The sequence below is a fragment of the Metabacillus sp. Hm71 genome (assembly GCF_051842955.2).
Lineage (GTDB): Bacteria > Bacillota > Bacilli > Bacillales > Bacillaceae > Metabacillus.
The window spans coordinates 4,230,128-4,252,482 of sequence record NZ_CM200278.1; the positions used below are offsets into that span (position 1 = coordinate 4,230,128).

Consider the following 22,355-nt stretch of genomic DNA (forward strand, 5'->3'; position numbering starts at 1 on the left):
GTTTCCGATTATTTAATGTTGTCTAATAAATGACGAATACGTTTGAAATCGCCTTTGCTTACTACAGTTGATTTACGTAATTTACGTTTAGCTTTTGTAGATTTGTTAGCGAATAAGTGGCTAGTGTAAGCATGTGAACGTTTAAGTTTACCAGAACCGGTCTTTTTGAAACGCTTTGCTGCTCCACGGTGAGTTTTCATTTTTGGCATAAGGGATTCCTCCTTAAGTATTATTGCTTTTCATTTTTCGGTGCTAAAACTAGGAACATGCTACGTCCATCCATTTTAGGATGTGATTCAATCGTACTTAAGTCCGCACATTCAGCAGAGAATCGATCAAGCACCTTCTGACCAATTCCTTTATGAGTTATTGCACGTCCTTTGAAACGGATAGAAGCTTTTACTTTATCGCCTTTTTCTAAGAACTTGCGTGCATTTCGAAGCTTTGTATTAAAGTCATGCTCATCAATTGTCGGGCTTAAACGAACCTCTTTTAAATTGATGATCTTTTGATTTTTACGCGCCTCTTTTTCTTTCTTTTGCTGTTCAAAACGGAATTTTCCGTAATCCATGATGCGGCATACAGGAGGCTTTGCATTTGGTGCTACTAAAACTAAATCAAGATTAGCTCTTGCAGCAATTTCTAAAGCCTCTTGACGAGATTTAATTCCAAGCTGATCTCCATTGGCACCGATCAGACGAACCTCACGTGCGCGAATTCCGTCATTTACCATCATATCTTTGCTAATAATTAGCCACCTCCAAGGTTTTCTCAAACTGAATAGTAGTTTTTCAAATCCGAATTTTTAGCTCCGCACTTTTTTATTTTAATAAATAAAAAAGTGTGGATGCATGAAACACCCACACTACGATTGTATACATAAAAAGTTCATCGTAACCTGTCAACTACATACAGATGTGTCAATCAGGTGAGAAGCGGGTGCTTCTACTTGTTATATGAAAGACTATTCAATTACCTTGAACATTATAACACCATAACAAAGATCTTGCAAGTAAGTACTATATGTTTTAACAACGTTTTTTATTTTACCAAATGGATTAACATGTTGCAATAGTTTTTTATTAAGAAAAGAGGAAGCGCCTCGAACAGCCCCGACAAGCATAAGACGATTTGGAATAGAAGGCGTTCTTTGCCTTCAATTCCAAATTGGCTAGACCCTAGAGGGGCTAAGGCGCTGGAGCTAGACACCAAAACTAAGTACAAAAAGTTATACTTTCTGGCTAACGAGTAAGAAAAGCGGAATGCGCCTTGATCTGCTATGAACAAGGCGCTTCCACTAAACTACATTACCAACTAAATAAACTTATCTTTTCACTTCAATCTTAATACCTTCTATAAATTGTTCAAATGCAACCGTTTCTGATTTTTGTTCACCATATTTACGGACATTTACTGCTTTTTCTGCAATCTCATTATCCCCTACAACAAGCATGTAAGGAATTTTTTGTATTTGTGCCTCACGAATTTTATATCCGATTTTTTCATCACGTGCATCTAATTCAACACGTAATCCTGTCTCTTGCAATTGTTCTTGTACTTGTTTTGCATAGTCAAGATGAATAGCAGGGGATACAGGAATGACTTGTACTTGAACCGGCGCAAGCCAAGTTGGGAATGCTCCTTTATATTCTTCGATTAAGAAGGCTACAAAACGTTCCATAGTTGATACAACACCGCGATGGATAACAACTGGGCGATGCTGCTTTCCGTCTTCACCAACATATGTTAAGTCGAAACGTTCCGGTAATAAGAAATCCAGCTGAACAGTTGAAAGTGTTTCATCCTTACCAAGAGCTGTTCTAACTTGTACATCAAGCTTCGGACCGTAAAACGCCGCTTCTCCTTCTGCTTCATAGTAATCATGGCCTAATTCATCCATAGCATCCTTTAACATGCTTTGTGCCTTCTCCCACATGTTGTCATCATCAAAGTATTTTTCTTTATCTTCAGGGTCACGATAAGACAATCTAAACGAATACTTATCAATGCCAAAGTCTTTATATACAGCTTCAATTAATCTGACAACGCGGATAAATTCTTCTTTAATTTGATCAGGTCGAACAAAAATATGGGCATCATTTAATGTCATTCCACGAACACGCTGCAGTCCAGTTAAAGCACCTGACATTTCATAACGGTGCATCGTTCCAAGCTCTGCAATACGAATAGGCAATTCACGATAACTGTGAATATCGTTTTTATAAACCATCATATGGTGTGGACAATTCATTGGACGAAGCACTAAATCTTCATTGTCCATTTCCATTTTAGGGAACATATCCTCTTGATAGTGCTCCCAGTGACCAGAGGTTTTATAGAGCTCAACACTTCCCAAAACCGGAGTATATACGTGTTGATAGCCTAAACGCTCTTCTTTATCAACAATATAACGCTCAACAATACGTCTAATTGTTGCACCTTTTGGCAGCCATAGCGGAAGCCCTTGACCAACCTTTTGAGAAGTAGTAAATAAACCTAGTTCCTTCCCAAGCTTGCGGTGGTCACGCTCCTTCGCTTCTTCAAGTATACGAAGATGCTCATCTAAATCACTTTTCTTAAAGAAGGCCGTTCCATAGATACGTTGCAGCATTTTATTTTTTCTGTCTCCACGCCAGTATGCACCTGCTACACTGAGCAGCTTAAATTCCTTGATTTTCCCTGTTGATGGAACATGAACACCTCGGCATAAATCAAAAAATTCACCTTGTTCATAAATGGATACTGCTTCACCTTCTGGAATAGCATCAAGAAGCTCAAGCTTTAAAGGATCTTGGACTTCCTCATAGATTCTCTTCGCTTCTTCACGGCTTACTTCCTTACGAATAATCTCAAGGTTTTCATTAACAATTTTCTTCATTTCTTTTTCAATCAGTGGTAAATCTTCCGGTGTAATCGCCTGCTCCATATCGATATCATAATAAAACCCATTTTCAATAACTGGACCAATTCCAAGCTTAACTGATTGATCTTTATATAGGCGCTTAATCGCTTGTGCCATTAAATGCGCTGTTGAATGACGCATAATTTCTAGCGCTTCACCACTATCCTGGGTTACAATTTCAATCGCGCCATCCTCTAAGATTGGTGTACGCAAATCAATCAACTGTCCATCAAGCTTTCCTGCAAGAGATTTCTTCTTTAATCCAGGGCTAATGGATGCCGCAATATCTTCAGTTGTCGTACCTTTTGCAAACTCCTTCACAGCTCCGTCTGGAAACGCAATTTTTATAACGTCTGACATCCTTGTTCACTCCTTATTATTTGAAATGCGGAAGTGCCTTGAACAGCCTCGGGCAAATAAGACACTATTGAATAGAAGGTGTTCTTTATCTTCAATTCAATAGTGGCTTATGACCTCGAGGCAGTCAAAACGCGGCGTCCTGCCGCATTGACTGCCCTTGCACGTCCTGTGCTTCGGGGCTAGGCACTGCAGCTGGACACGAACACTAAGTTCGCAGCCAATAATTTTTGGTTGCTCCAAAAAAATAAAACTCGCCCCCAAAAAAGGGACGAGTTAAAAAACATTGTCAATGGATCGTGGTTCCACCCTTGTTCCCATACCTTTATGACGATGAGTCATCATCTATCCACGCAAAAGATAGAATCACGCGTGTATATGTGTATGGCTTAAACATCGATAACGGGAAGACCGTCAGTCATTACTAGGTTTTTCCGTTCACAACTGAAGTTTAAAGGTGGTAAATTTGTTCTTCGTGTTAGGAAGGTTTCAGCATATCCTTCCCTCTCTGGGAACCGTAAAAACAAACTCATGTCCTTATCATTACTGTTACATATTGCAATTATCTCGTATTATAATGTGTTTTTATCTTAAAATCAAGTTAGGTTTTACACATTTTTCTCATTTGTAGACTTCTGCTTAAAGTCACTTAAACTATGTATGGTAACTCTCTCTTGAAATACATTTTGAATCGTTTGTACCATTCCATCAAAAGGATCATTTGTATATAAGTAGATCCATTTTGGTGCGATGGAAACGATAGGAGCTAATAGTTTTGAATCAATATACATCGGATGTTGAGAGACAAAGGCTTGATCAATATAAGCTTGCAATTCATCTTCTGTCACCTTTAGATTTTCAGCATTATAAACTAAAAATTCTTTATCTTGAACAATTGAAAGAAACTCCAGCTTGCTATCACAATGAACAAGAAAATCACGTAAGCTTTGGATAAAGTTTTGGTACTCCTGTTCAAGCTTATATTCCTCAATGGCTGCCTCAACATATTCACGTAATCTAGCTGTATATTCATGCAAGCGGAATTTTTGAAATGAGGAAAAGGAGAAATATAAATCAGGACGCAAAAATTCTTGAAGGGAATCTCGCAAAATGACATCACGAGAAAAAAAAGACTGAACTCCTGGAATATCCTTACGTTCCCCTTCTATAATCGACTGAGCAATATGTATAATTTGCTGCTGCTCCTCTTCTTCGAGAAAAAAATAATGTTCCTTTAGAATCGTTAACATCATTTGATGTTCTTTATGGTCAATAATGAATTGAACTAGTCCAGGTATAACTAGATTCTCAAGTGAATTTTCCCACGTTTTTGGGGTGATTTTTATGCATTGTTGATTGATCATTTGCAGATCAGTTTCAAAATCTTTGCATAAAGTACGAAAAATTGAAAATATAATATTCGCCTCTTTCGGAGACCCAAATAAAATCTCAAGCATGTTTGTCCCCCCTATTTGCCAACACCTGATTCTATGTATATGGGGGAATAGGAATAATTAGAAGTAAAGAAACCAAGGAATTTGAAGATGCATAAAAATAACCCTTCAAAATAGAGATTAAAAAAGCACTTGCCTATGCAAAGGCAAATGCTTTTTAATCCCTTCGATTCCTTCCTGATAATTCAATTGGTATGGCCATATGCTTAATGCGTTCCATAATCCTTGCTGCTTTAACAGGTTCTTCTTCACCACGTTGAGAAACAGCGAGGTGGTGCTGAAGCTGTTTTAAATTAAAATTAGACGAAAAGAAGGTAGGTAAATTTTCAAGCATCCTGTATTGTAGAATTGTCCCAAGAATGTCATCTCTCACCCAGCTTGACATTGACTCTGCACCAATGTCATCAAGCATAAGAACCGGGATCTTTTTTACAGCATCTAACTTTTCATCTAATGATGTTGAATTCTGAAAGGATCCTTTTAGTTCTCGCATAAATTCCGGTACATAGACAAGCATGGACGAGACTTTATGTGAAGCTAACTCATTTGCAAGCGCCCCTAAAATATAGGTTTTTCCAACACCGAAGGAACCATATAAATACAATCCCTTTGGGCTCATCCCGCTATTATATTGTTCAACAAAATCCTGTGCAAGACTAATCGCCTTAAAGCGGCTCGGCTCGTCAATTTCTACTTCGATTTGCTCAAAGGAAGCCCCTAAAATATCCCTAGGAATATACATGCTTTTAATTAAGGATTCATGTTTTTTTCGTTCATCATATGTTTCTTTCGTTGGACACTTATCATATTGCAGATCAATGATTTTCCCTTGAATGACCAATCGCGGATGATAGCCTTCTAATATATTTTTACATTCTGATAAAGATGGACAGTCTTGGCAATTTTTGCTTTGATTTATAAATTCCAGCAGCTTAACAAGACTTCTGTCAATCATCCCCTCCTCAATTTCAGATGAATGCTTGGATAGAAAGGCTTGTACCTCTGCGTTATTTAATACCTGTTTTTTAATATTATTATAGCGATCTTTAAAATCCGGTCTGTTTGTAAGATTTCTAATGGATTTGCTTAAATGATCCATTTTATCCACCTCGCTTTCATGTTAACTTAACTACGCATTGTTATTATTATCCTTATATTTTTTTATCCGATCAAATAATTTCCGTTTTTCCAATTCAAATTGTTCGCGGTCAATCTGTGATTGCTCTTTTTTCTCCTTGGCTTCATCGTTTACTTGCTCAGCGTTGTCATCTTCCTTTAACCATGAAGGGAGCATCTCTTTACGAATCGGAGCCTTTTTAGAAGATGTTGATTTCTTTGTCGCTTTTTCTTCTGCCCACTGCTGATACTGTCTGTGTTCATGTTTAGCAAGGTCCATTGCAGCTCTGACTGTTGAAATTTGTTTCCTCGTCCAATGGCTTGCAATTTTCTGAACATACGCCTTTGTAAGCTTCATATCTGTTTTTAACATAACATAATAAATAAGAACATTCACAACTCCTGGCTCAAGCCTTTGTTGAAGCATAACTTCTTCAATGATTTGCATATCTCCAACAGCTGGCGGCCTACCACCAGAGACATCGGTTAAAAACTGTCGTGGGGAGATCGTTTCTAATTGATAAATCATTTCCTCTTCTTGTGTCCGAGGCTTCTTTTCAATCGTTGTTCGCAAATGAGGCGGCTGTGTTTTATCAAGCAGCCCTGGCAAAGTATCACCATATTGGAATTGATACCAATCCCTGGCAGATTTTCTAAGCAGTTCGATATCTATGATGTCATCTTGATCAATGCTATTCATCACCACATTTTTCATATCAATTGCATTAATCCCATACAAATAAGAGAGCTTTTTAATAACATCCTTTACAGCCGGTGTAATTGCCTTCTTGGGAATAATTGCCTCTGAAAGTCCTGAGAAAAACAATTCGAAATCAAACACATCATCAGATATATCCATTTCAGCATGCTTCGCTGTTTGCATATACTCCCGGTTCTCGGCTAATGACAGGTCTGCCAGCGTTTCCTCATTCACTCGGGCAATCATATCAACGGATTGACTGGAATCAAAAATTTCATTAAAGGATCTGGTAATATCCTTCATCCCTTGATCTATTTGCTGATCGGAAAAAAAGCGTTTAAGTTGTGAAAATTTATTTTTCCCGACCCGATTGTAAAGATATATATTTAATACGCCATCTTGAAAAAAATCATTTGGTCGCAATGGTGCCTGAAGCTCATAAACATAGCGTTTAAATTCAGATGTTTCACTCACATAGGTTTTCAATAAGCCAAGCCCTTCTAGCTTTAAACGTTCTCGGTAAATCTCACGCAAGTTAGATTGCATGATCATCATTAGACTATGGTGTGTCATTTCTTCACCCCATAATCGATTTTGTTCCAGCTCACCCCACAATGTCATATAAAGGCTAAAGCACTTAGAACCAAGTAATGGTTGATATAATAAAGTTAAAATCTTTCTATCTAAGTCCTGAAGGACTGAGCTGCTTTTCACCGTATATCGATCAATTGCAAGCAATTCCTTCCAATGCTGATCCATCTTTTTCAACCTTCCATGACTAATTATTTTCCTACACTGAAAAAAGAGCTTGAAGAAAAATTCTTCAGTAGCTCTTCTATCTTACTTTTTTTATTAAATCTGTCAATTCCTCAATAAACACATTAATATCTTTAAATTGTCGGTAAACGGAAGCAAAACGGACATAGGCCACCTCATCAATTCTTGCCAGCCTGTCCATGACCATTTCTCCGACAAGCTCGCTGTTTACTTCCGACACACCTTGGTTTCTAAGCTCTTTTTCAATATCGTGGACAATATCCTCTAACTGCTGTAAAGGTACAGGTCTTTTTTCACAAGCCTTAATTAACCCTCTCAAAATTTTATCTCGGCTAAATTCTTCCCTTGTTCCTTCTTTTTTGACAACAATTAAAGGAAATTCCTCTACCTTTTCAAACGTCGTAAAACGATATTGACATTCTTCACATTCTCGGCGGCGTCTAATTGATCTGCCTTCATCTACAGGTCTTGAGTCTAAAACCCTTGTACCATTATGCTGACACGAAGGACATTTCATTTAACCAGCTCCAATCAAACATCTAAAATTAATGAATTAGCTACTTTTTCCTGTTCCAACAAAATTTTCTTTTGCATCAAGCTTTTTATAAAGCTGAAGAATAATCTTTTTGCTATAGCCAAAGTCTGTTGGTAAAAATGTATTCGTTGTTGCCGTAAAATCAACAGCTGTTTCAAACGGGCGGACTGAAACGACCGTTACAATTAAAAAAGCTTTTCTGGGACTGTCAATCGTAACACTCATTTCACCACGGTCCTCTGACACCGAGGTGACCGTCATCCCAGGTGTTTGCTCAATTATTGATTTTACTGATTGCATCGCATTTTTATATGTAGTTTTATAATAATGGCTTTTTAATTCTGGATTATAATGATTTTCACGTGTTTCTTGGTGTGTGCTAAAGAAATCTTTTAGCTTATTCATAAAACTCATGCTCTTTTCCCCTTTATTGTATATTTTTTCGGAATGTACAAAAGTTATTCTTACTCTATCATACTGAAATTTTTCGAGAATAAAAAGAGGTGCAGATTAAATAATCAGCACCTCGGGAATTTTCTTTTAAAATTAAAGAGCTTTTGCTTGAGTTTGTTTTACTTGCACAGGTCCCATACCTCTAGGAATTTCAATATTTTCTCGAGTCTGAGCACCTAGAGATTCTGCAATATAATCTGCAGCAATGTTTGGGTCTAAATCACCGCAAGTGTATACATCAATGCTCGCATATCCATGCTCAGGAAAACTGTGGATTGTTAAATGTGATTCAGAGATGATGACAACACCGCTTACTCCCTGCGGAGCAAACTTGTGAAAAGCAACCTCTCTTATTTCTGCACCAGATTTTAACGCAGCATTTACAAATGTTTTTTCAATGTAATCCATATCATTCAGCTTATCAAAATCGCAACCCCATAATTCCTGGATTACGTGTCTACCCATTGTTTCCATATTCATGGATCCCCCTCTAACTATTTTTTCACATGAATTCTTCGCATAATGGCATATGTTAAACTACCACGGGGGAAAGTTAGTCCAAAGAGGTCCTAACCCTTTAAGTAGCCCTAATACCTTGGCTTTTATAAGAAGTTCACGAAAAATAGTATACTTTGTTTAGTTATGTTTTGCAACACACTTTTACAAAAAACTTTGTTAATAGTTAAAGGGTGAAGAATGACGGTGGTGACACATTTGTTATCATACCTTATGCTGTCAGGATTATGCGCTCAAATGAAAAAGATTAAACCTCCAATAAATTTGCCATTTTCGCAGAAACAAATTTCACTAGATCAATCACTCTGCATGAATAACCCCATTCATTGTCATACCATGCTAACACCTTAATTTTATGGGAATCAATCACCATCGTCGATAAGCCATCAATAATGGCTGAATGTGGATTTGTATTAAAATCAATCGAGACTAGTGGTTCAATGGTATAATCAAGAATTCCTTTTAACGGTCCCCTCGCAGCTTCTTTAAATGCGGAATTTATTTCTTCAGCAGTAACCTTTCCTTTTACATCAACAACTAAATCCACTAAAGAGACATTTGGTGTAGGAACTCGTAATGCCATTCCGTGGAGTTTACCTTTTAGATGCGGAAGCACCAGAGAAAGAGCCTTTGCTGCACCAGTCGTTGTCGGAATAATCGATTGTGCGCAAGCTCTTGCTCTACGTAAATCCTTATGCGGATTATCAATGTTCTTTTGGTCATTTGTATAGGCATGAACAGTTGTCATTAAGCCATTTTCAATCTGAAATGAATCATCCAGCACCTTTATGACAGGTGCAAGGCAATTGGTTGTACAGGAGGCATTTGAAATAATCATGTGATGTTCTGGATCGTATTGATGCTCATTTACTCCCATCACAATTGTGACATCTTCATTTTTTCCTGGTGCAGTTAAGATGACCTTTTTCGCTCCGGCTTCAATATGCAGCATTGCTTTTTCTCTCGCATTAAATTTTCCTGTTGCTTCGATTACAATATCGATTCCTAAAGCTTTCCATGGTAAATGTTTCGGATCGCGCTCGTTTATAAGCAGAATTTTGTTACCGTTTACAAGCAAGTAGTCATCCATTGCGATGACATCGCCATCAAATCTACCGTGGTTTGTATCATACTTAATTAAATGTGCCAATGTATCAGCTGGGTAACTTGCATTTATTGCTATAATATTCATTTTTTCTTTCATCGCTTTACGGAATACCATTCTTCCTATACGACCAAAACCATTTATTGCAATTGTGGCTCTCATCATATTTCCCCTCTCATATATGTCATACTAATTATCATTTTTATAAATATAGTATAACACATATAAAAGAAAAAGCGATATTTATTATTGTCTTTTTTAAAATTAGGCTATTTTTATTCAAAAAAAAAAGAAGACTTGACCTAGTCTTCGCATATTCCCCATTTCATCAATAATTTATTTATTTGTATGGTGGTTTCTTCGATCGAACCATTATTATCAATTATTTCATCAGATAATTTAACCTTATCCTTCAGAGGCATTTGGGAATTTATTCGCATCATCGCCTCTTCTTCGCTAAAACCATTTCTCTCCATTAGCCGTTTTAATTGTGTATCCTCATTGACATAAACTAAGACTGTTTTATCCACCATATAGGTCAAACTGCTTTCAAACAATAACGGGATATCCAATATTACCGCTTTTGCCTGACGTTCTTTTTCTTCCTGGGTCTGCTTTAGCATTTCTTGACGAACAGCAGGATGAACAATTTCATTTAATTGCTTGCGTTTCGTTTCATCTGAAAAAATCAGCGCGCCAAGCTTTTCACGATGAAGTGTTAAGTCTTCATGCAAAATTTCTTCGCCAAATGTTTCAATGATTTGTTTATAAGCGGGCTGGCCAACTTCAACTACCTCTCTGGAAATTTTATCAGCATCTATTACTCGAATTCCTGCTTTTTTAAAAATATTTGATACTGTGCTTTTCCCGCTTGCAATACCACCGGTTAATCCAATTACTATTGTCACATTGACTTGCCCCCATCATCTTTATAATTTCCATATTCCTATCATAATTAGAATGATCCCCGGCAGGCAAGAAAATTTATCCATCCAAGTGAACTTCGAAAAAATATGGCCTGATTTTATTCCAATTGATACAAACAATGAACTCATACATGCTACTAAAATACTCATAATCGCAGGAGAATAGCCTAATAAAGCCGCACCAATCCCAGCCCCAAAGGCATCAAGTGATAATGCCGCACCGAGCAGAAAAGCTTCCACACCTGTTATTGTACCCGACTTATCAATATCAGCAGACATCGGTTTTCTAAGTATATTGATCACAATTCCCAGGGTTTTGATTTCAAAATTAATGAGTGTTTTTTCCGTTTCTGATTCATTCTCCTGCCCTTCTTTTGCCGGTCTAAAAAATTGGTACAATACCCATGCACCAATTAGAAGCAGAATAAATCCACCAAGCTTTTCTGTAACATAAACGGGAAAAATCCTTGTCATAAGATCGCCTACCATCATAGCAAGTAGCAGTGTGCCTGCAGAACAGCATGCAATGATTAAAATGGATTTAAAAGGAATTCTCATCTTGCGCATGCCATAAGTAAAGCCCACTGAAAAGCTATCTAAGCTTACTGCGAATGCTAATAATAAAAGTGATGCAAACTGAACCATATAAGCCTAGCCCCTTCCTTCTGATTGCTAACATAGTGTATGATAATCGCCTAGATAGTGTTAAAAGAAGGGATAAAAAAAAGGATGTCTTAAAGCAAAAGAGCCACCTCCCCTAAAACACATTTGCTTATTAAAAGGGAGCCTTTTGAGACATCCAAATTTTTTCTTTATTTTTGGCAGTTTTCACAATAATGTGTTCCTCTTCCGCCAACAACTGTTTTTGTTAAAATGGTCCCGCATTGCTTACAAGGCTCATTTGTTCTCCCATAAACAAATAATTGCAGTTGGAACATGCCGATTTCACCTTGTGTATTAACATAAGAGCGAACCGTACTTCCTCCTTTGGCGACTGCTTCTTCAAGTGTTGCGATGATTTCTCGATGTAAGAGTTTATACTCTGCAGATGTAAGCTGATTCGCAATCCGTTCAGGGCGGATCCCCGCCCGGAAAAGTGCTTCATCCACATAGATGTTGCCAAGTCCGACAACAACGGTTTGATCCAATAATGCTGCTTTAATTTTTCTTGTTGTTTTCTTCAAACGGTCTTGAAGATATGCTTCAGTAAATTCCTTAGAAAAAGGTTCTGGTCCAAGTAGGGAAAGAGGAGGTTCATTTTCTTCCTCCCCTATTTTAAATAAATGCATGGTTCCAAATTTCCGGACATCTCGATAGCGCAGCTGAGTTCCATCCTCAAAAGAAAAAAATACATGTGTATGATGATCATACTCTTCATCAGGTTTGTATAAACCGTAACGCCCCTCCATTCGTAAATGAGAGACTAAGACATAGTCATCGAGGATAAATTTTAAAAACTTCCCTCTCCGCTTCACATCATGAATGGTTTGTCCAACCAATGCATCCCTAAACTGGTCGATGTCATCTGGCTTTTTAATGATTTTTGGCCAATAAATAGTAATCTGTTTAATTGTTTTCCCTTTTACAAGCTGAAGCAATGTTCGACGAACCGTTTCGACCTCAGGCAGTTCTGGCATCCTATCACTTCCTTGCCATTTTAAAGTTTACTCATCATTTTGCGTCATACCATGAGTCGCCATAGGAATAATCCACCTTTAACGGAACAGCTAACTCAACTGCATTTTCCATTACATCAGGGACAATTTTTTCAAGAATAGAAATTTCTTCTCTTGGGCATTCAAAGATTAATTCATCATGTACCTGTAATAATAATTTTGCTTGTACCTTTTCCTGCTTCAAACGTGCCGCCATATCAATCATAGCCTTTTTTATAATATCTGCGGCACTTCCTTGGATTGGAGTATTCATCGCTGTCCTTTCGGCAAAGCTCCGAAGATTAAAATTTCTGCTTGTGATTTCAGGGATATATCTTCTTCTGTGAAGCAGTGTTTTCACATAGCCTTTTTCTCTAGCATCCGCGACAATGTCGTCCATATACTCCTGGACACCTACAAAGGTTTCCAAATAGCGTTTAATAAACTCTCCTGCTTCCTTACGGGTGATTCCAAGGCTTTGTGAGAGACCATAATCACTAATACCATAGACAATACCGAAATTTACAGCTTTAGCTTGTCTTCTCATATTTGAGGTTACATCCTCTTTGGCAACATGAAAAACATCCATTGCTGTTTTAGTATGAATATCTAAATCATTCCGGAATGCTTCAACTAAATTTTTATCATTTGCAATATGTGCCAATACCCTTAATTCAATTTGCGAGTAATCTGCTGCAAAAATGACCCAATCCTTTTTCGAAGGAACAAAGGCTTGGCGAATTTTCCGGCCTTCTTCAAGTCTGATTGGGATATTTTGCAGGTTGGGATCGATAGAGCTAAGGCGGCCTGTTGTTGTTAACACTTGGTTAAACCTGGTATGAATCTTACAAGTGTCTTTGTGAACAACCTTTAATAAACCTTCAATATAAGTTGATTGCAATTTTCCAAGCTGGCGATAATGGAGAATTTCTCTGACAATTTCATGTTTTTCTTCAAGCTTCTCTAACACGTCTGCTGAAGTTGAGTAACCAGTCTTTGTCTTTTTAATCACCGGCAAGCCAAGCCTTTCAAATAAAATAACACCTAATTGTTTGGGAGAATTAATATTAAAAGCTTCACCGGCAAGTTCATATATTCTTTCTTCTATCGCTGTTAATTGCTCCGCTAAATTGGTTCCCATATCCTTTAACCGATCCACATCCACCTTCACACCTGTTGCTTCCATTTCTGCAAGAATAACGGAAAGAGGAAGCTCTAAATCATAAAACAAGGAAGATTGATCATTTTTTTCAAGCTGATCTGCCAGCTTATCCTTTAAAGCAAAAATCGCTTGTCCTTTACGAACAAGATGCTCACTAAGCTTTTCTTCATCTGGAATTGCCCGCTTTGCTCCTTTTCCATAAACGAGTTCATCAGATTGTACAATCGTCAGTCCATTTGTTTTGGCAACAGCCGCAACATCATCGAAATTTTCAGAAGGATTTAATAAATAGGCTGCAATCAAGACATCAAAATCGATTCCTCTTAATGAAACACCTTTCCAGTTAAGGGCAACACTTGTTTTCTTCCCATCATAAACAATTTTACGCTTTGTCTCATCTTCCGCCCACTTTTTAAAAGCCTCTGACGATAACGCCGCTTCAGCTGGTATGTAGTAGTTCCCGTTCTCGTTTATAAGAGAGAATCCGATAATATCAGCGTTATGATAACTTTCATCAAGCACTTCTGCATATAATGCAGCTTCATCAGCTAATAATTCATTTGAAAAATCTGTTACTTTTTCAAATTTGATTTCCTCTACAGTCTCTTCCTCAAGCTCAATCTCTTCTCCAAGCTTATCGAGTAAGGAATTAAAGCCAAGCTCTTTGAAGATATCGGTCACCTTTTTAACATCAAAGCCTTCATATTGTACATCTTCAACCGTTATCGCTATTGGAGCCTCACAATTTATAGTGGCAAGCTCTTTACTCATTAGTGCTTGCTCACGGTTTTCTTCAAGCTTTTCTTTCAGCTTTTTGCCGCTGACTTTATCAATGGATGATAATACATTTTCAAGTGTTTGAAACTCTTTTAAAAGCTTAATCGCTGTTTTTTCTCCAATTCCAGGCACACCGGGTATATTATCTGATGTATCACCCATTAAGCCCTTCATATCAATGATTTGCTCTGGTATTAAGCCGTATTTTTCATGTATGAAGCTTGGAGTATAGGAATCGACATCTGTTATTCCTTTACGAGTGATATCAACAGTTATCCCGTCTGTTACAAGCTGTGTTAAATCTTTGTCCCCTGAAATTACCTTTACCTCATATCCTTCCTTTTCAGCTTGGCGTGATAATGTTCCAATGATATCATCAGCTTCGTAATTCTCAAGCTCATAACGAGGTACCTGATAAGCATCAAGAAGCTCTCGAATAAACGGAAACTGTTCGGATAATTCTGGAGGAGTTTTTTGACGTCCCCCTTTATACTCTTGAAATGTTTCATGTCTAAATGTTGTTTTTCCTGCATCAAAGGCCACAAGCATATGTGAAGGTTTCTCATCTTCTAAAATTTTCATTAAGATCATTGTAAAGCCATAGATGGCATTTGTATGGATCCCTTTATCGTTATTCAATAAAGGAAGCGCAAAAAACGCCCGATAAGCAATACTATTTCCATCAATTAAGACAAGCTTTTTTGTCACTTTTTCGTACCTCCTGTAATACCTGGATTCTCCAGCCGTTCAGATTGGGGTAAATCAGAAAAAAACCACGGTTTTCCACCTTCTATTCTATCATGACTGCAAATAGAAAGGAAAACTGTGGTTCTTTTGTTTTATCATCAGCCTCTATTGAGAGCTTCAAAGACAAAAAAGGGACGGGAGCATAATGCTCTCGTCCAAAAGATTGGCTCCTTGGATGAAGGGGTTTTCACTTAGTATATTACCAACTTTATATTAAGATAGAATAAATTGGATGTAAATTAATTGTAAAGGATAGTAAATATTATCATCTTTTCAGCAAATTTTTTATAAATTTTGGCCATCCTGATACTTTTTAAACAATTTCACCGTAAACGTTGTCCCTTCTCCCATTTTGCTTGTCACACTTAATTGTCCCTTATGCGCTTCAACTAAATGCTTAACAATTGCCAATCCTAACCCTGTTCCACCTGAATTACGGCTTCTTGCCCGATCAACTCGATAAAAACGTTCAAAAATCCTCGGAATCTCTTCCGCCTTTATCCCTATACCTGTATCGCTCACTTTAATAAGGATATAGTGATTGTATTTTTCTACCTTAACCTGGACAGAGCCGCCTTTTGGTGTATAGGTTAACGCATTGTTCATTAAGTTAATAAAGATTTGCTTTAAACGATATAAATCCCCTTCTATATAAAGGAGGCCGTCCGGTATTGAAAGAGATAAATCTACTTCTTTCTCCTGCGATTTCCCTTGTAAAATGATATAAATATCTTCTAATAGCTCTCTTATATCACAAGGCTGTATCGATAATTGAAAGCCTTGCTGTTCTATTTTTGATAAATCAAGGAGATCTTGTATAAGCGACTGCAAGCGGTCACTTTCCTTGAGAATAATCGATAAAAAATATTCAGCTGTTTGTTTATCATTAAGCGCACCATCTAATAAAGTTTCACTAAAACCTTTTATTGATGTTATTGGTGTTTTTAACTCATGTGAAACATTAGCGACAAAGTCTTTCCTCATTTGCTCCAATTTCTTAAGCTCTGTAATATCATGAAAAACCAGCACAATCCCTTTCCATTCATCATTCGTTCCGATTATTGGTGCACCATATACCTCAAAATGCTTACGTTCTATTTTCAGCGGGATATGCAGCTGCTTTCTAACCTTTACCTCAGTCATAAAGATTTCTTCAACAAGTTCAATGATTTCTTTATGATTAAAGGCATCATAATATAATTGATAGAGAAATTCAGCAGAATCTACCTCAAATAGCTCTTTATAGGCACGGTTTACTAAATTAATATAACCGCGTCCATCGATTAAGATGAGCCCGCTTCCCATGTTTTCAATCAAGGTTTGGAGACGATCCTGCTGCATTTCCTGAGCCCGGGTCATATCCTGGAGATTTCTAGCAAGAATATTAATAGACTGACTTAGCATCCCTGTCTCATCTAGATGATCCTCATATGTCCTAGCCTTATAATTTCCTTTTGCAAGCTCCATTGCTACCGTTGTAGCAGATTCAATCGGTTTAGTATATCGGGAGGTTATTTTAAATCCTAGAAATAAAATGATAAAAAAGGCTGATCCTAAACTTATCAATAAAATGGCCCACATTTGTTTATTAGCTTTATCTAATTCATTTATCGAAGACGTTACTAAAACAATTCCTTTATAGGACTCTTTTCCCATAACCGGAATCCCATAATAAGCCTGTTTTTCTTTTTGATCCATAAAAAAATAGCCATCTTGTTTATTTTTCATTAAGGGTAGAATATCAGTAATCATGCGCTGATGATTATGCTCGTTTGCTAATTCTCCCGCTTCATAAAGAACCTGATCTTTTTCATTTAATACCGTAAAATGGGAAGTAAACGATCTGCCCATTTCATAAACAAGATCATATGCCTCCTCATTGGTTAAGCCTTTTTCAAAAACAAGCTTTTTTGTTATTTTTGCTTCTCTTTCCAAGCTTTCTTTAAAAGAATTCATATAATAGCTATTAAAAATTTGTCCAAGCAAGAGCCCTAATCCAATTAAAACCGTAATAACTAAAATAATTAAGGCAAATAACAGCCGTGAACGAAACTTATTCATTCATTTTGGGCTCCTCAAGCTTATAGCCAAGTCCTCGGATAGTTTTAATATAGAGAGGCTTTTTCGTATTTCTTTCTATCTTTTCACGTAAATGACTAATATGGACATCGACAATTCTCGTATCACCAGCAAAATCATAATTCCAAACAGCACTTAACAGTTGGTCACGTGTAAGGACACGGCCTTTATGTTTAGCCAAATACACAAGTAATTCAAACTCTTTAGGAGTTAAATCTAACCGTTCTTTGCCGTAATACGCCTCATAGTGTTCAGGAAGAACCTTCAAATCACCGATCATGACCTGTTCTGAATCGACTGTCTCTTTATAATCCGTTTCAATTTGATGTGATTGTGTTCGTCTTAAAATAGCCTTTATTCTTGCAACGACCTCTCTTGGACTGAATGGCTTTGTCATATAATCGTCAGCCCCAAGTTCAAGTCCTAACACTTTGTCAAATTCATCATCTTTTGCTGTTAACATTAAAATCGGTACCATGATCTTTCTTTGTCGAAGCTGCTTACATACTTCGATACCGTCCATTTTTGGTAACATTAAATCTAAAACAAGTAAATCTGGTTCTTCATTTATACAGCTATATAACCCTTCTTCCCCATCCATCGCTGTAGTTACACTATAACCAGCTTGTTCTAAATTGTACTTTAACAAAGTTGAAATTGATTGTTCATCATCTACTACAAGAATCTTCTTACTCATAACTGCCTCCAAGGATTGTATTTCCCTCCATCATAGCCAAGTTCTTTTTACCTTTATTATATAGGAAACTTCAATATGCGGGGGGATTTTTTCAATTATGATCACAGAAAATTAAGGAGGACCATGCTCCATTATTTGTTTTTTAATTATCCTGGCGAATTCTTGGTAAAAAGAACAAGGCTAAATCACCACATATGATTTCGGTATTTATTTACCATTAATGGTAATAATAGGAAACATAATGTGATTAGGAGAAGAATTATGCACTTACTATTTGTCATCCTCGTTCTTTACCTTTCATTTAAAAAGGGTGATTGGAAAAATTGGGAGACCTACTATCCAACCATGCTATATATATCTTTGGCCTCTTTTCTTTACGAGTATATTTCACATTCAAATTTTCATTTATGGGAACTAAAAGAAATGCACATACTGAATCCAATGAATGTTCATTTTGTTCATAATCTGATTATAAATCCTTTAATAGCATTTGTTTTTTTATCACTTTATCCTAATAAACCAAAAAAACAAATTATCTATTTTCTAAAATGGGTTGTTTCCTTCTTAGTATTTGAGTGGATTGCAGAAAAATACGGGTTATTATTTTATGACAATGGATGGTCGTTCGGCTGGTCAGCTATTTTTGTGATCACCATGTTCCCGATGGTCAGACTTCATCACGTTAATAAACCTTTGGCATTAATACTTTCTGTCTTTTTTGCCGTATTTTATTTATCTGTTTTTGACTACCTATAGAAATATGTTACCAACTTGAACAGGAGGATTATACTATGGAAAAGATTATACTATGGATACTCCTTATCATTGGGATTGTCCTATTTCTTAATAGTCTAAGAAAACCCCCGATCAAGCATTGGATTCTTATTTACTTATTGGCCTCTTATTTTTCCATTTTTCTTGGTGTTCTAGTTGTTGAAGAAAAAATGCTTAAATATCCGGTGCAATTTTTTGATAAATATTTTTCTTCAAGCATTCTTTATGAATATCTCCTTTTTCCAGTTGTTTGTATATACTTTTACCAAACCACCTTTCATTCCAAGTTTTTGGGCATTATTAGGCAGGCCTTTCTCTATACCGCCGCCTTAACACTGACGGAAATTATGCTTGAAAAATATACAGATTTAATTGAATACTTAACCTGGACTTGGCTGCATACATTTATATCTATTTTCTTACTTATGCTTACTCTCAGATTTGCTGCCCACTTAATCAATAAGGAGTGGTAAGAATTATAGTAATAAAAAAACTGACCTATTAGATCAGTTTTTTTTAATTAGAAATTGTCTAAAGCTTTTCCCTCAATAGGTGTTATTTTACAAGGCGGACAAACGGTAATGCTTCCTGCTAATATAACCTCCTCATCGCCATTAACAGCTTGAACTTCAACGACTATTTGATTTTCTGCTGCATGGATTTCACTGACTTCAAAAAGGAATTGAACAATACTATAATGATAAAGTGGTTTAAGGAAGTTTAATTCTTGTTTAACAATATGGCTACCTGGTCCAGGTAAATATTTTGATACGGCAGAAGTAATAATTCCAGTTAGCATTAAACTTGGAACGAGCGGTTTTTCATATGGAGTTTGCGAGGCATAATCATGCTGTATATAGAGCGGATTGGCGTCATTTGTTAAGCCTAAATAAAGCAATAAATCTTTATCTTCAATTTTTTCTGTTAATGATAATTTTTCTCCAACTGTTATCTCTTCAATATGTCTTCCGAGTTTTCGCTTTTTACCAAGGAGCATCTTTGCACCACCTTACTATATTAGAAAAAACGCATCAATTTAACGAGATTAAAATGAAATTCTTATGATAAAAAAGAAAATTGAGGATGACCCCAACTTTCTTTTTTGATAAAGAATAAAATAGCTTAAGATAAAACTTTCATAACATTTTTAACAGATTCTGCGGATTTTTCTAATGCAGATTTTTCTTCTTCTGTTAATTCAAGTTCGATGATTTTTTCCAATCCATTTCCGCCGAGAACAGTTGGAACACCTAAATAAATACCATCAAACCCATATTCGCCTTCCAAATAAGCAATCGTTGGAAGGATACGACGTTGGTCCTTTAAAATCGCTTCAACCATTTCTACTAAAGATGCAGCTGGTGCATAGTAAGCACTTCCATTTCCAAGCAGATTAACGATCTCTCCGCCACCCTTACGCGTTCTTTCCACGATCGCATCTAAACGATCTTTTGGAAGTAATGTTTGCAATGGAATTCCTCCAGCATATGAATAACGTACAAGAGGTACCATATCATCACCATGTCCGCCTAATACAAAACCTGTTACATCCTTGACAGAAAGATTAAGTTCTTGTGCAACAAATGTACGGAAACGAGCCGTATCCAATACACCTGATTGACCAATGACACGGTGTTTCGGGAATCCTGATTCTTTAAATACTGTATATGTCATGGCATCTACAGGATTCGTTAAAACGATAATTGTACATTCTGGTGAATATTTCACAACTTCCTTCGTTACACTTTTCATAATGCCAGCATTTGTCGAAACAAGATCATCACGGCTCATACCAGGTTTTCTCGCAATACCAGCCGTAATCACAACGATGTCTGAGTCAGCTGTATCTTCGTAATTTGATGTACCAATAATATTTGCGTCAAATCCTTGTACAGGACTTGCTTCCAGCATATCTAAAGCTTTTCCTTTTGTCGGATTTTCCATTTGTGGGATATCAACTAATACAACATCTGCAAGTTCTTTTTGGCCTAATAAAAATGCCGTTGTAGCACCAGTAAAACCACTGCCAATAACAGAAACCTTTTTACGCTTGATTGCCATTTGAACATCCCCTTTAATTATGTAAGTTAGGTAATTCAGGGCCGACCTTATTGTAAAGGCTGGCCCGTATAGTTACCTTATAAAATAATACTCAATTTATTAAGCAAAGTTTTTAATTAACTCATCAGCAAATTCAGAGCATTTTACTTCAGTAGCTCCATCCATTAAACGAGCAAAGTCATATGTTACAACTTTTGAAGCAATTGTTTTTTCAACTGAATTAATAACTAATTCAGCTGCTTCTGTCCAGCCTAAATGTTCAAGCATTAAAACACCTGAAAGAAGAACAGAAGATGGGTTTACTTTATCAAGTCCAGCATATTTTGGTGCTGTTCCGTGAGTTGCTTCAAAGATCGCATGTCCTGTTTCATAGTTGATGTTTGCACCTGGAGCAATACCGATACCACCAACTTGTGCTGCTAATGCATCAGAAATGTAATCACCATTTAAGTTCATTGTTGCCACAACATCAAACTCACGAGGACGAGTTAAAATTTGTTGTAAGAAGATATCTGCAATTGCATCTTTTACAATAATTTTTCCAGCAGCTTCAGCATCAGCTTGTGCTTTATTTGCAGCTTCTTTCCCTTCTTTTTCAACAATGCGGTCATATTCTGCCCAAGTAAACACTTTATCACCGAACTCTTTTTCAGCAAGCTCATATCCCCAGTTTTTGAAGGCACCTTCAGTAAATTTCATAATGTTTCCTTTATGAACAAGTGTCACAGATTTACGTCCATGCTCAATCGCATAATTGATTGCAGCTCTTACCAGACGGCTTGTACCTTCTTCGGAGACAGGTTTAATACCGATACCAGAAGTTTCTGGGAAACGGATTTTATTTACGCCCATTTCATTTTTTAAGAAATCGATTAGCTTTTGAACTTCTTCACTACCTTTTGCATACTCAATACCAGCATAGATATCTTCAGTGTTTTCACGGAAAATAACCATATCTGTATCTTCTGGACGCTTAACTGGTGAAGGTACACCTTGGAAATAACGTACAGGACGCAAGCAAACAAATAAATCTAATTCTTGACGAAGTGCTACATTCAGAGAACGGATTCCTCCACCAATTGGTGTTGTTAAAGGTCCTTTAATCGCAATTAAGTACTCACGAATAACTTCAAGTGTTTCATTTGGTAACCATTCGCCAGTTTGATTAAATGCCTTTTCACCAGCAAGAACTTCTTTCCAAACGATTTCTTTTTCACCATTGTACGCTTTTTCAACCGCTGCTTCTAATACACGTGAAGCAGCTGCCCAGATATCAGGACCGATTCCGTCACCTTCAATAAATGGGATAATAGGATTGTTTGGTACGTTTAATACGCCATTCGTTACTGTAATTTTTTCACCTTGTGTCAAAGAAATAACCTCCCAGATTATGTATTATATCTTAGCTATTATCCAAAGGATAGCTTGCACACTTTTTAGTATAGTAGTTTTTAAAGAATTTTGCAGAGAATTTAAAATAATTTTTTTGATTTTTATGAAGATAATGATTTCACACAGCAATCCTCCCAATCAAACAGGGAGGATGATGTGTTTGAAATCAT

Annotated in this window: 21 protein-coding genes and 1 other annotated feature; of the genes, 2 read left to right on the forward strand and 19 right to left on the reverse strand. The window is 36.7% G+C overall.

Going from position 1 to position 22,355, the window contains the following annotated elements:
* Nucleotides 1-8: 8 nt before the first annotated feature.
* From rpmI to ACSVDH_RS21055, 16 genes are all read right to left on the reverse strand, one after another.
* On the reverse strand, nucleotides 9-209 hold the full coding sequence (gene rpmI / locus ACSVDH_RS20980) for a 50S ribosomal protein L35 (RefSeq protein WP_066326889.1): 201 nt from the start codon (nucleotides 207-209) through the stop codon (nucleotides 9-11).
* Between the two features lie 20 nt (nucleotides 210-229).
* Complete coding sequence (infC, locus tag ACSVDH_RS20985) at nucleotides 230-751, reverse strand: translation initiation factor IF-3 (RefSeq protein WP_197089596.1); 522 nt, start codon at nucleotides 749-751, stop codon at nucleotides 230-232.
* 78 nt (nucleotides 752-829) lie between these two features.
* Nucleotides 830-957: a sequence feature (ribosomal protein L20 leader region), on the reverse strand.
* 367 nt (nucleotides 958-1,324) lie between these two features.
* Nucleotides 1,325-3,262: a threonine--tRNA ligase gene (thrS, locus tag ACSVDH_RS20990; RefSeq protein WP_439249926.1), complete on the reverse strand. Its 1,938-nt coding sequence runs from the start codon at nucleotides 3,260-3,262 to the stop codon at nucleotides 1,325-1,327.
* Nucleotides 3,263-3,867: 605 nt separating this feature from the next.
* Nucleotides 3,868-4,716, reverse strand: coding sequence for a putative sporulation protein YtxC (ytxC, locus tag ACSVDH_RS20995; protein ID WP_439249925.1), 849 nt, complete (start codon nucleotides 4,714-4,716; stop codon nucleotides 3,868-3,870).
* Between the two features lie 154 nt (nucleotides 4,717-4,870).
* Nucleotides 4,871-5,812 (reverse strand): primosomal protein DnaI, encoded by a 942-nt coding sequence (gene dnaI, locus ACSVDH_RS21000; RefSeq protein ID WP_299089536.1) that lies wholly within the window; start codon nucleotides 5,810-5,812, stop codon nucleotides 4,871-4,873.
* A gap of 30 nt (nucleotides 5,813-5,842) precedes the next feature.
* A complete protein-coding gene (locus ACSVDH_RS21005) occupies nucleotides 5,843-7,288 on the reverse strand; it encodes a replication initiation and membrane attachment family protein (protein ID WP_439249924.1) in 1,446 nt (481 codons plus the stop codon).
* A gap of 76 nt (nucleotides 7,289-7,364) precedes the next feature.
* On the reverse strand, nucleotides 7,365-7,823 hold the full coding sequence (nrdR, locus tag ACSVDH_RS21010) for a transcriptional regulator NrdR (protein WP_046517230.1): 459 nt from the start codon (nucleotides 7,821-7,823) through the stop codon (nucleotides 7,365-7,367).
* A 36-nt stretch (nucleotides 7,824-7,859) separates the two neighbouring features.
* On the reverse strand, nucleotides 7,860-8,255 hold the full coding sequence (locus ACSVDH_RS21015; protein ID WP_299089540.1) for a cytosolic protein: 396 nt from the start codon (nucleotides 8,253-8,255) through the stop codon (nucleotides 7,860-7,862).
* Between the two features lie 132 nt (nucleotides 8,256-8,387).
* On the reverse strand, nucleotides 8,388-8,768 hold the full coding sequence (gene speD / locus ACSVDH_RS21020; protein ID WP_046517225.1) for an adenosylmethionine decarboxylase: 381 nt from the start codon (nucleotides 8,766-8,768) through the stop codon (nucleotides 8,388-8,390).
* Between the two features lie 289 nt (nucleotides 8,769-9,057).
* Nucleotides 9,058-10,077, reverse strand: a complete 1,020-nt coding sequence (locus tag ACSVDH_RS21025; protein ID WP_439249923.1) for a glyceraldehyde-3-phosphate dehydrogenase — start codon at nucleotides 10,075-10,077, stop codon at nucleotides 9,058-9,060.
* A 140-nt stretch (nucleotides 10,078-10,217) separates the two neighbouring features.
* The gene (coaE, locus tag ACSVDH_RS21030; RefSeq protein ID WP_439249922.1) at nucleotides 10,218-10,823 is read right to left on the reverse strand and encodes a dephospho-CoA kinase; all 606 of its coding nucleotides are present in this window, start codon (nucleotides 10,821-10,823) and stop codon (nucleotides 10,218-10,220) included.
* A gap of 21 nt (nucleotides 10,824-10,844) precedes the next feature.
* On the reverse strand, nucleotides 10,845-11,486 hold the full coding sequence (gene ytaF, locus ACSVDH_RS21035; RefSeq protein ID WP_439249921.1) for a sporulation membrane protein YtaF: 642 nt from the start codon (nucleotides 11,484-11,486) through the stop codon (nucleotides 10,845-10,847).
* A gap of 167 nt (nucleotides 11,487-11,653) precedes the next feature.
* Nucleotides 11,654-12,478: a DNA-formamidopyrimidine glycosylase gene (gene mutM / locus ACSVDH_RS21040; RefSeq protein WP_299089548.1), complete on the reverse strand. Its 825-nt coding sequence runs from the start codon at nucleotides 12,476-12,478 to the stop codon at nucleotides 11,654-11,656.
* Nucleotides 12,479-12,512: 34 nt separating this feature from the next.
* Nucleotides 12,513-15,143: a DNA polymerase I gene (gene polA, locus ACSVDH_RS21045; protein ID WP_439249920.1), complete on the reverse strand. Its 2,631-nt coding sequence runs from the start codon at nucleotides 15,141-15,143 to the stop codon at nucleotides 12,513-12,515.
* 324 nt (nucleotides 15,144-15,467) lie between these two features.
* The gene (gene pnpS / locus ACSVDH_RS21050) at nucleotides 15,468-17,243 is read right to left on the reverse strand and encodes a two-component system histidine kinase PnpS (RefSeq protein ID WP_439249919.1); all 1,776 of its coding nucleotides are present in this window, start codon (nucleotides 17,241-17,243) and stop codon (nucleotides 15,468-15,470) included.
* Nucleotides 17,236-17,958 (reverse strand): response regulator transcription factor, encoded by a 723-nt coding sequence (locus ACSVDH_RS21055; RefSeq protein WP_299089554.1) that lies wholly within the window; start codon nucleotides 17,956-17,958, stop codon nucleotides 17,236-17,238. Before ACSVDH_RS21055 ends, pnpS begins: the two co-directional genes overlap by 8 nt.
* 261 nt (nucleotides 17,959-18,219) lie before the next feature.
* Between ACSVDH_RS21055 and ACSVDH_RS21060 the strand changes: the two genes are divergently transcribed.
* Both ACSVDH_RS21060 and ACSVDH_RS21065 read left to right on the forward strand, forming a co-directional pair.
* Complete coding sequence (locus ACSVDH_RS21060) at nucleotides 18,220-18,714, forward strand: CBO0543 family protein (protein ID WP_439249918.1); 495 nt, start codon at nucleotides 18,220-18,222, stop codon at nucleotides 18,712-18,714.
* Between the two features lie 35 nt (nucleotides 18,715-18,749).
* On the forward strand, nucleotides 18,750-19,205 hold the full coding sequence (locus ACSVDH_RS21065) for a CBO0543 family protein (protein ID WP_439249917.1): 456 nt from the start codon (nucleotides 18,750-18,752) through the stop codon (nucleotides 19,203-19,205).
* A gap of 47 nt (nucleotides 19,206-19,252) precedes the next feature.
* Here the strand turns inward: ACSVDH_RS21065 and ACSVDH_RS21070 are convergent, their stop codons facing one another.
* From ACSVDH_RS21070 to icd, 3 genes are all read right to left on the reverse strand, one after another.
* Nucleotides 19,253-19,729 (reverse strand): MaoC/PaaZ C-terminal domain-containing protein, encoded by a 477-nt coding sequence (locus ACSVDH_RS21070; protein WP_299089556.1) that lies wholly within the window; start codon nucleotides 19,727-19,729, stop codon nucleotides 19,253-19,255.
* Between the two features lie 125 nt (nucleotides 19,730-19,854).
* A complete protein-coding gene (gene mdh / locus ACSVDH_RS21075; protein WP_439249916.1) occupies nucleotides 19,855-20,793 on the reverse strand; it encodes a malate dehydrogenase in 939 nt (312 codons plus the stop codon).
* A gap of 99 nt (nucleotides 20,794-20,892) precedes the next feature.
* Nucleotides 20,893-22,164 (reverse strand): NADP-dependent isocitrate dehydrogenase, encoded by a 1,272-nt coding sequence (gene icd, locus ACSVDH_RS21080; RefSeq protein ID WP_299089559.1) that lies wholly within the window; start codon nucleotides 22,162-22,164, stop codon nucleotides 20,893-20,895.
* Between the last annotated feature and the right edge of the window lie 191 nt (nucleotides 22,165-22,355).

Bases quoted from the DNA above. Each gene is read 5' to 3' on its own strand.
- rpmI (WP_066326889.1), bottom strand. From the start codon at position 209: ATGCCAAAAATGAAAACTCACCGTGGAGCAGCAAAGCGTTTCAAAAAG.
- thrS (WP_439249926.1), bottom strand. From the start codon at position 3,262: ATGTCAGACGTTATAAAAATTGCGTTTCCAGACGGAGCTGTGAAGGAG.
- ytxC (WP_439249925.1), bottom strand. From the start codon at position 4,716: ATGCTTGAGATTTTATTTGGGTCTCCGAAAGAGGCGAATATTATATTT.
- dnaI (WP_299089536.1), bottom strand. From the start codon at position 5,812: ATGGATCATTTAAGCAAATCCATTAGAAATCTTACAAACAGACCGGAT.
- ACSVDH_RS21005 (WP_439249924.1), bottom strand. From the start codon at position 7,288: ATGGATCAGCATTGGAAGGAATTGCTTGCAATTGATCGATATACGGTG.
- nrdR (WP_046517230.1), bottom strand. From the start codon at position 7,823: ATGAAATGTCCTTCGTGTCAGCATAATGGTACAAGGGTTTTAGACTCA.
- ACSVDH_RS21015 (WP_299089540.1), bottom strand. From the start codon at position 8,255: ATGAGTTTTATGAATAAGCTAAAAGATTTCTTTAGCACACACCAAGAA.
- speD (WP_046517225.1), bottom strand. From the start codon at position 8,768: ATGGAAACAATGGGTAGACACGTAATCCAGGAATTATGGGGTTGCGAT.
- ACSVDH_RS21025 (WP_439249923.1), bottom strand. From the start codon at position 10,077: ATGAGAGCCACAATTGCAATAAATGGTTTTGGTCGTATAGGAAGAATG.
- ytaF (WP_439249921.1), bottom strand. From the start codon at position 11,486: ATGGTTCAGTTTGCATCACTTTTATTATTAGCATTCGCAGTAAGCTTA.
- mutM (WP_299089548.1), bottom strand. From the start codon at position 12,478: ATGCCAGAACTGCCTGAGGTCGAAACGGTTCGTCGAACATTGCTTCAG.
- pnpS (WP_439249919.1), bottom strand. From the start codon at position 17,243: ATGAATAAGTTTCGTTCACGGCTGTTATTTGCCTTAATTATTTTAGTT.
- ACSVDH_RS21055 (WP_299089554.1), bottom strand. From the start codon at position 17,958: ATGAGTAAGAAGATTCTTGTAGTAGATGATGAACAATCAATTTCAACT.
- ACSVDH_RS21060 (WP_439249918.1), top strand. From the start codon at position 18,220: ATGCACTTACTATTTGTCATCCTCGTTCTTTACCTTTCATTTAAAAAG.
- ACSVDH_RS21065 (WP_439249917.1), top strand. From the start codon at position 18,750: ATGGAAAAGATTATACTATGGATACTCCTTATCATTGGGATTGTCCTA.
- ACSVDH_RS21070 (WP_299089556.1), bottom strand. From the start codon at position 19,729: ATGCTCCTTGGTAAAAAGCGAAAACTCGGAAGACATATTGAAGAGATA.
- mdh (WP_439249916.1), bottom strand. From the start codon at position 20,793: ATGGCAATCAAGCGTAAAAAGGTTTCTGTTATTGGCAGTGGTTTTACT.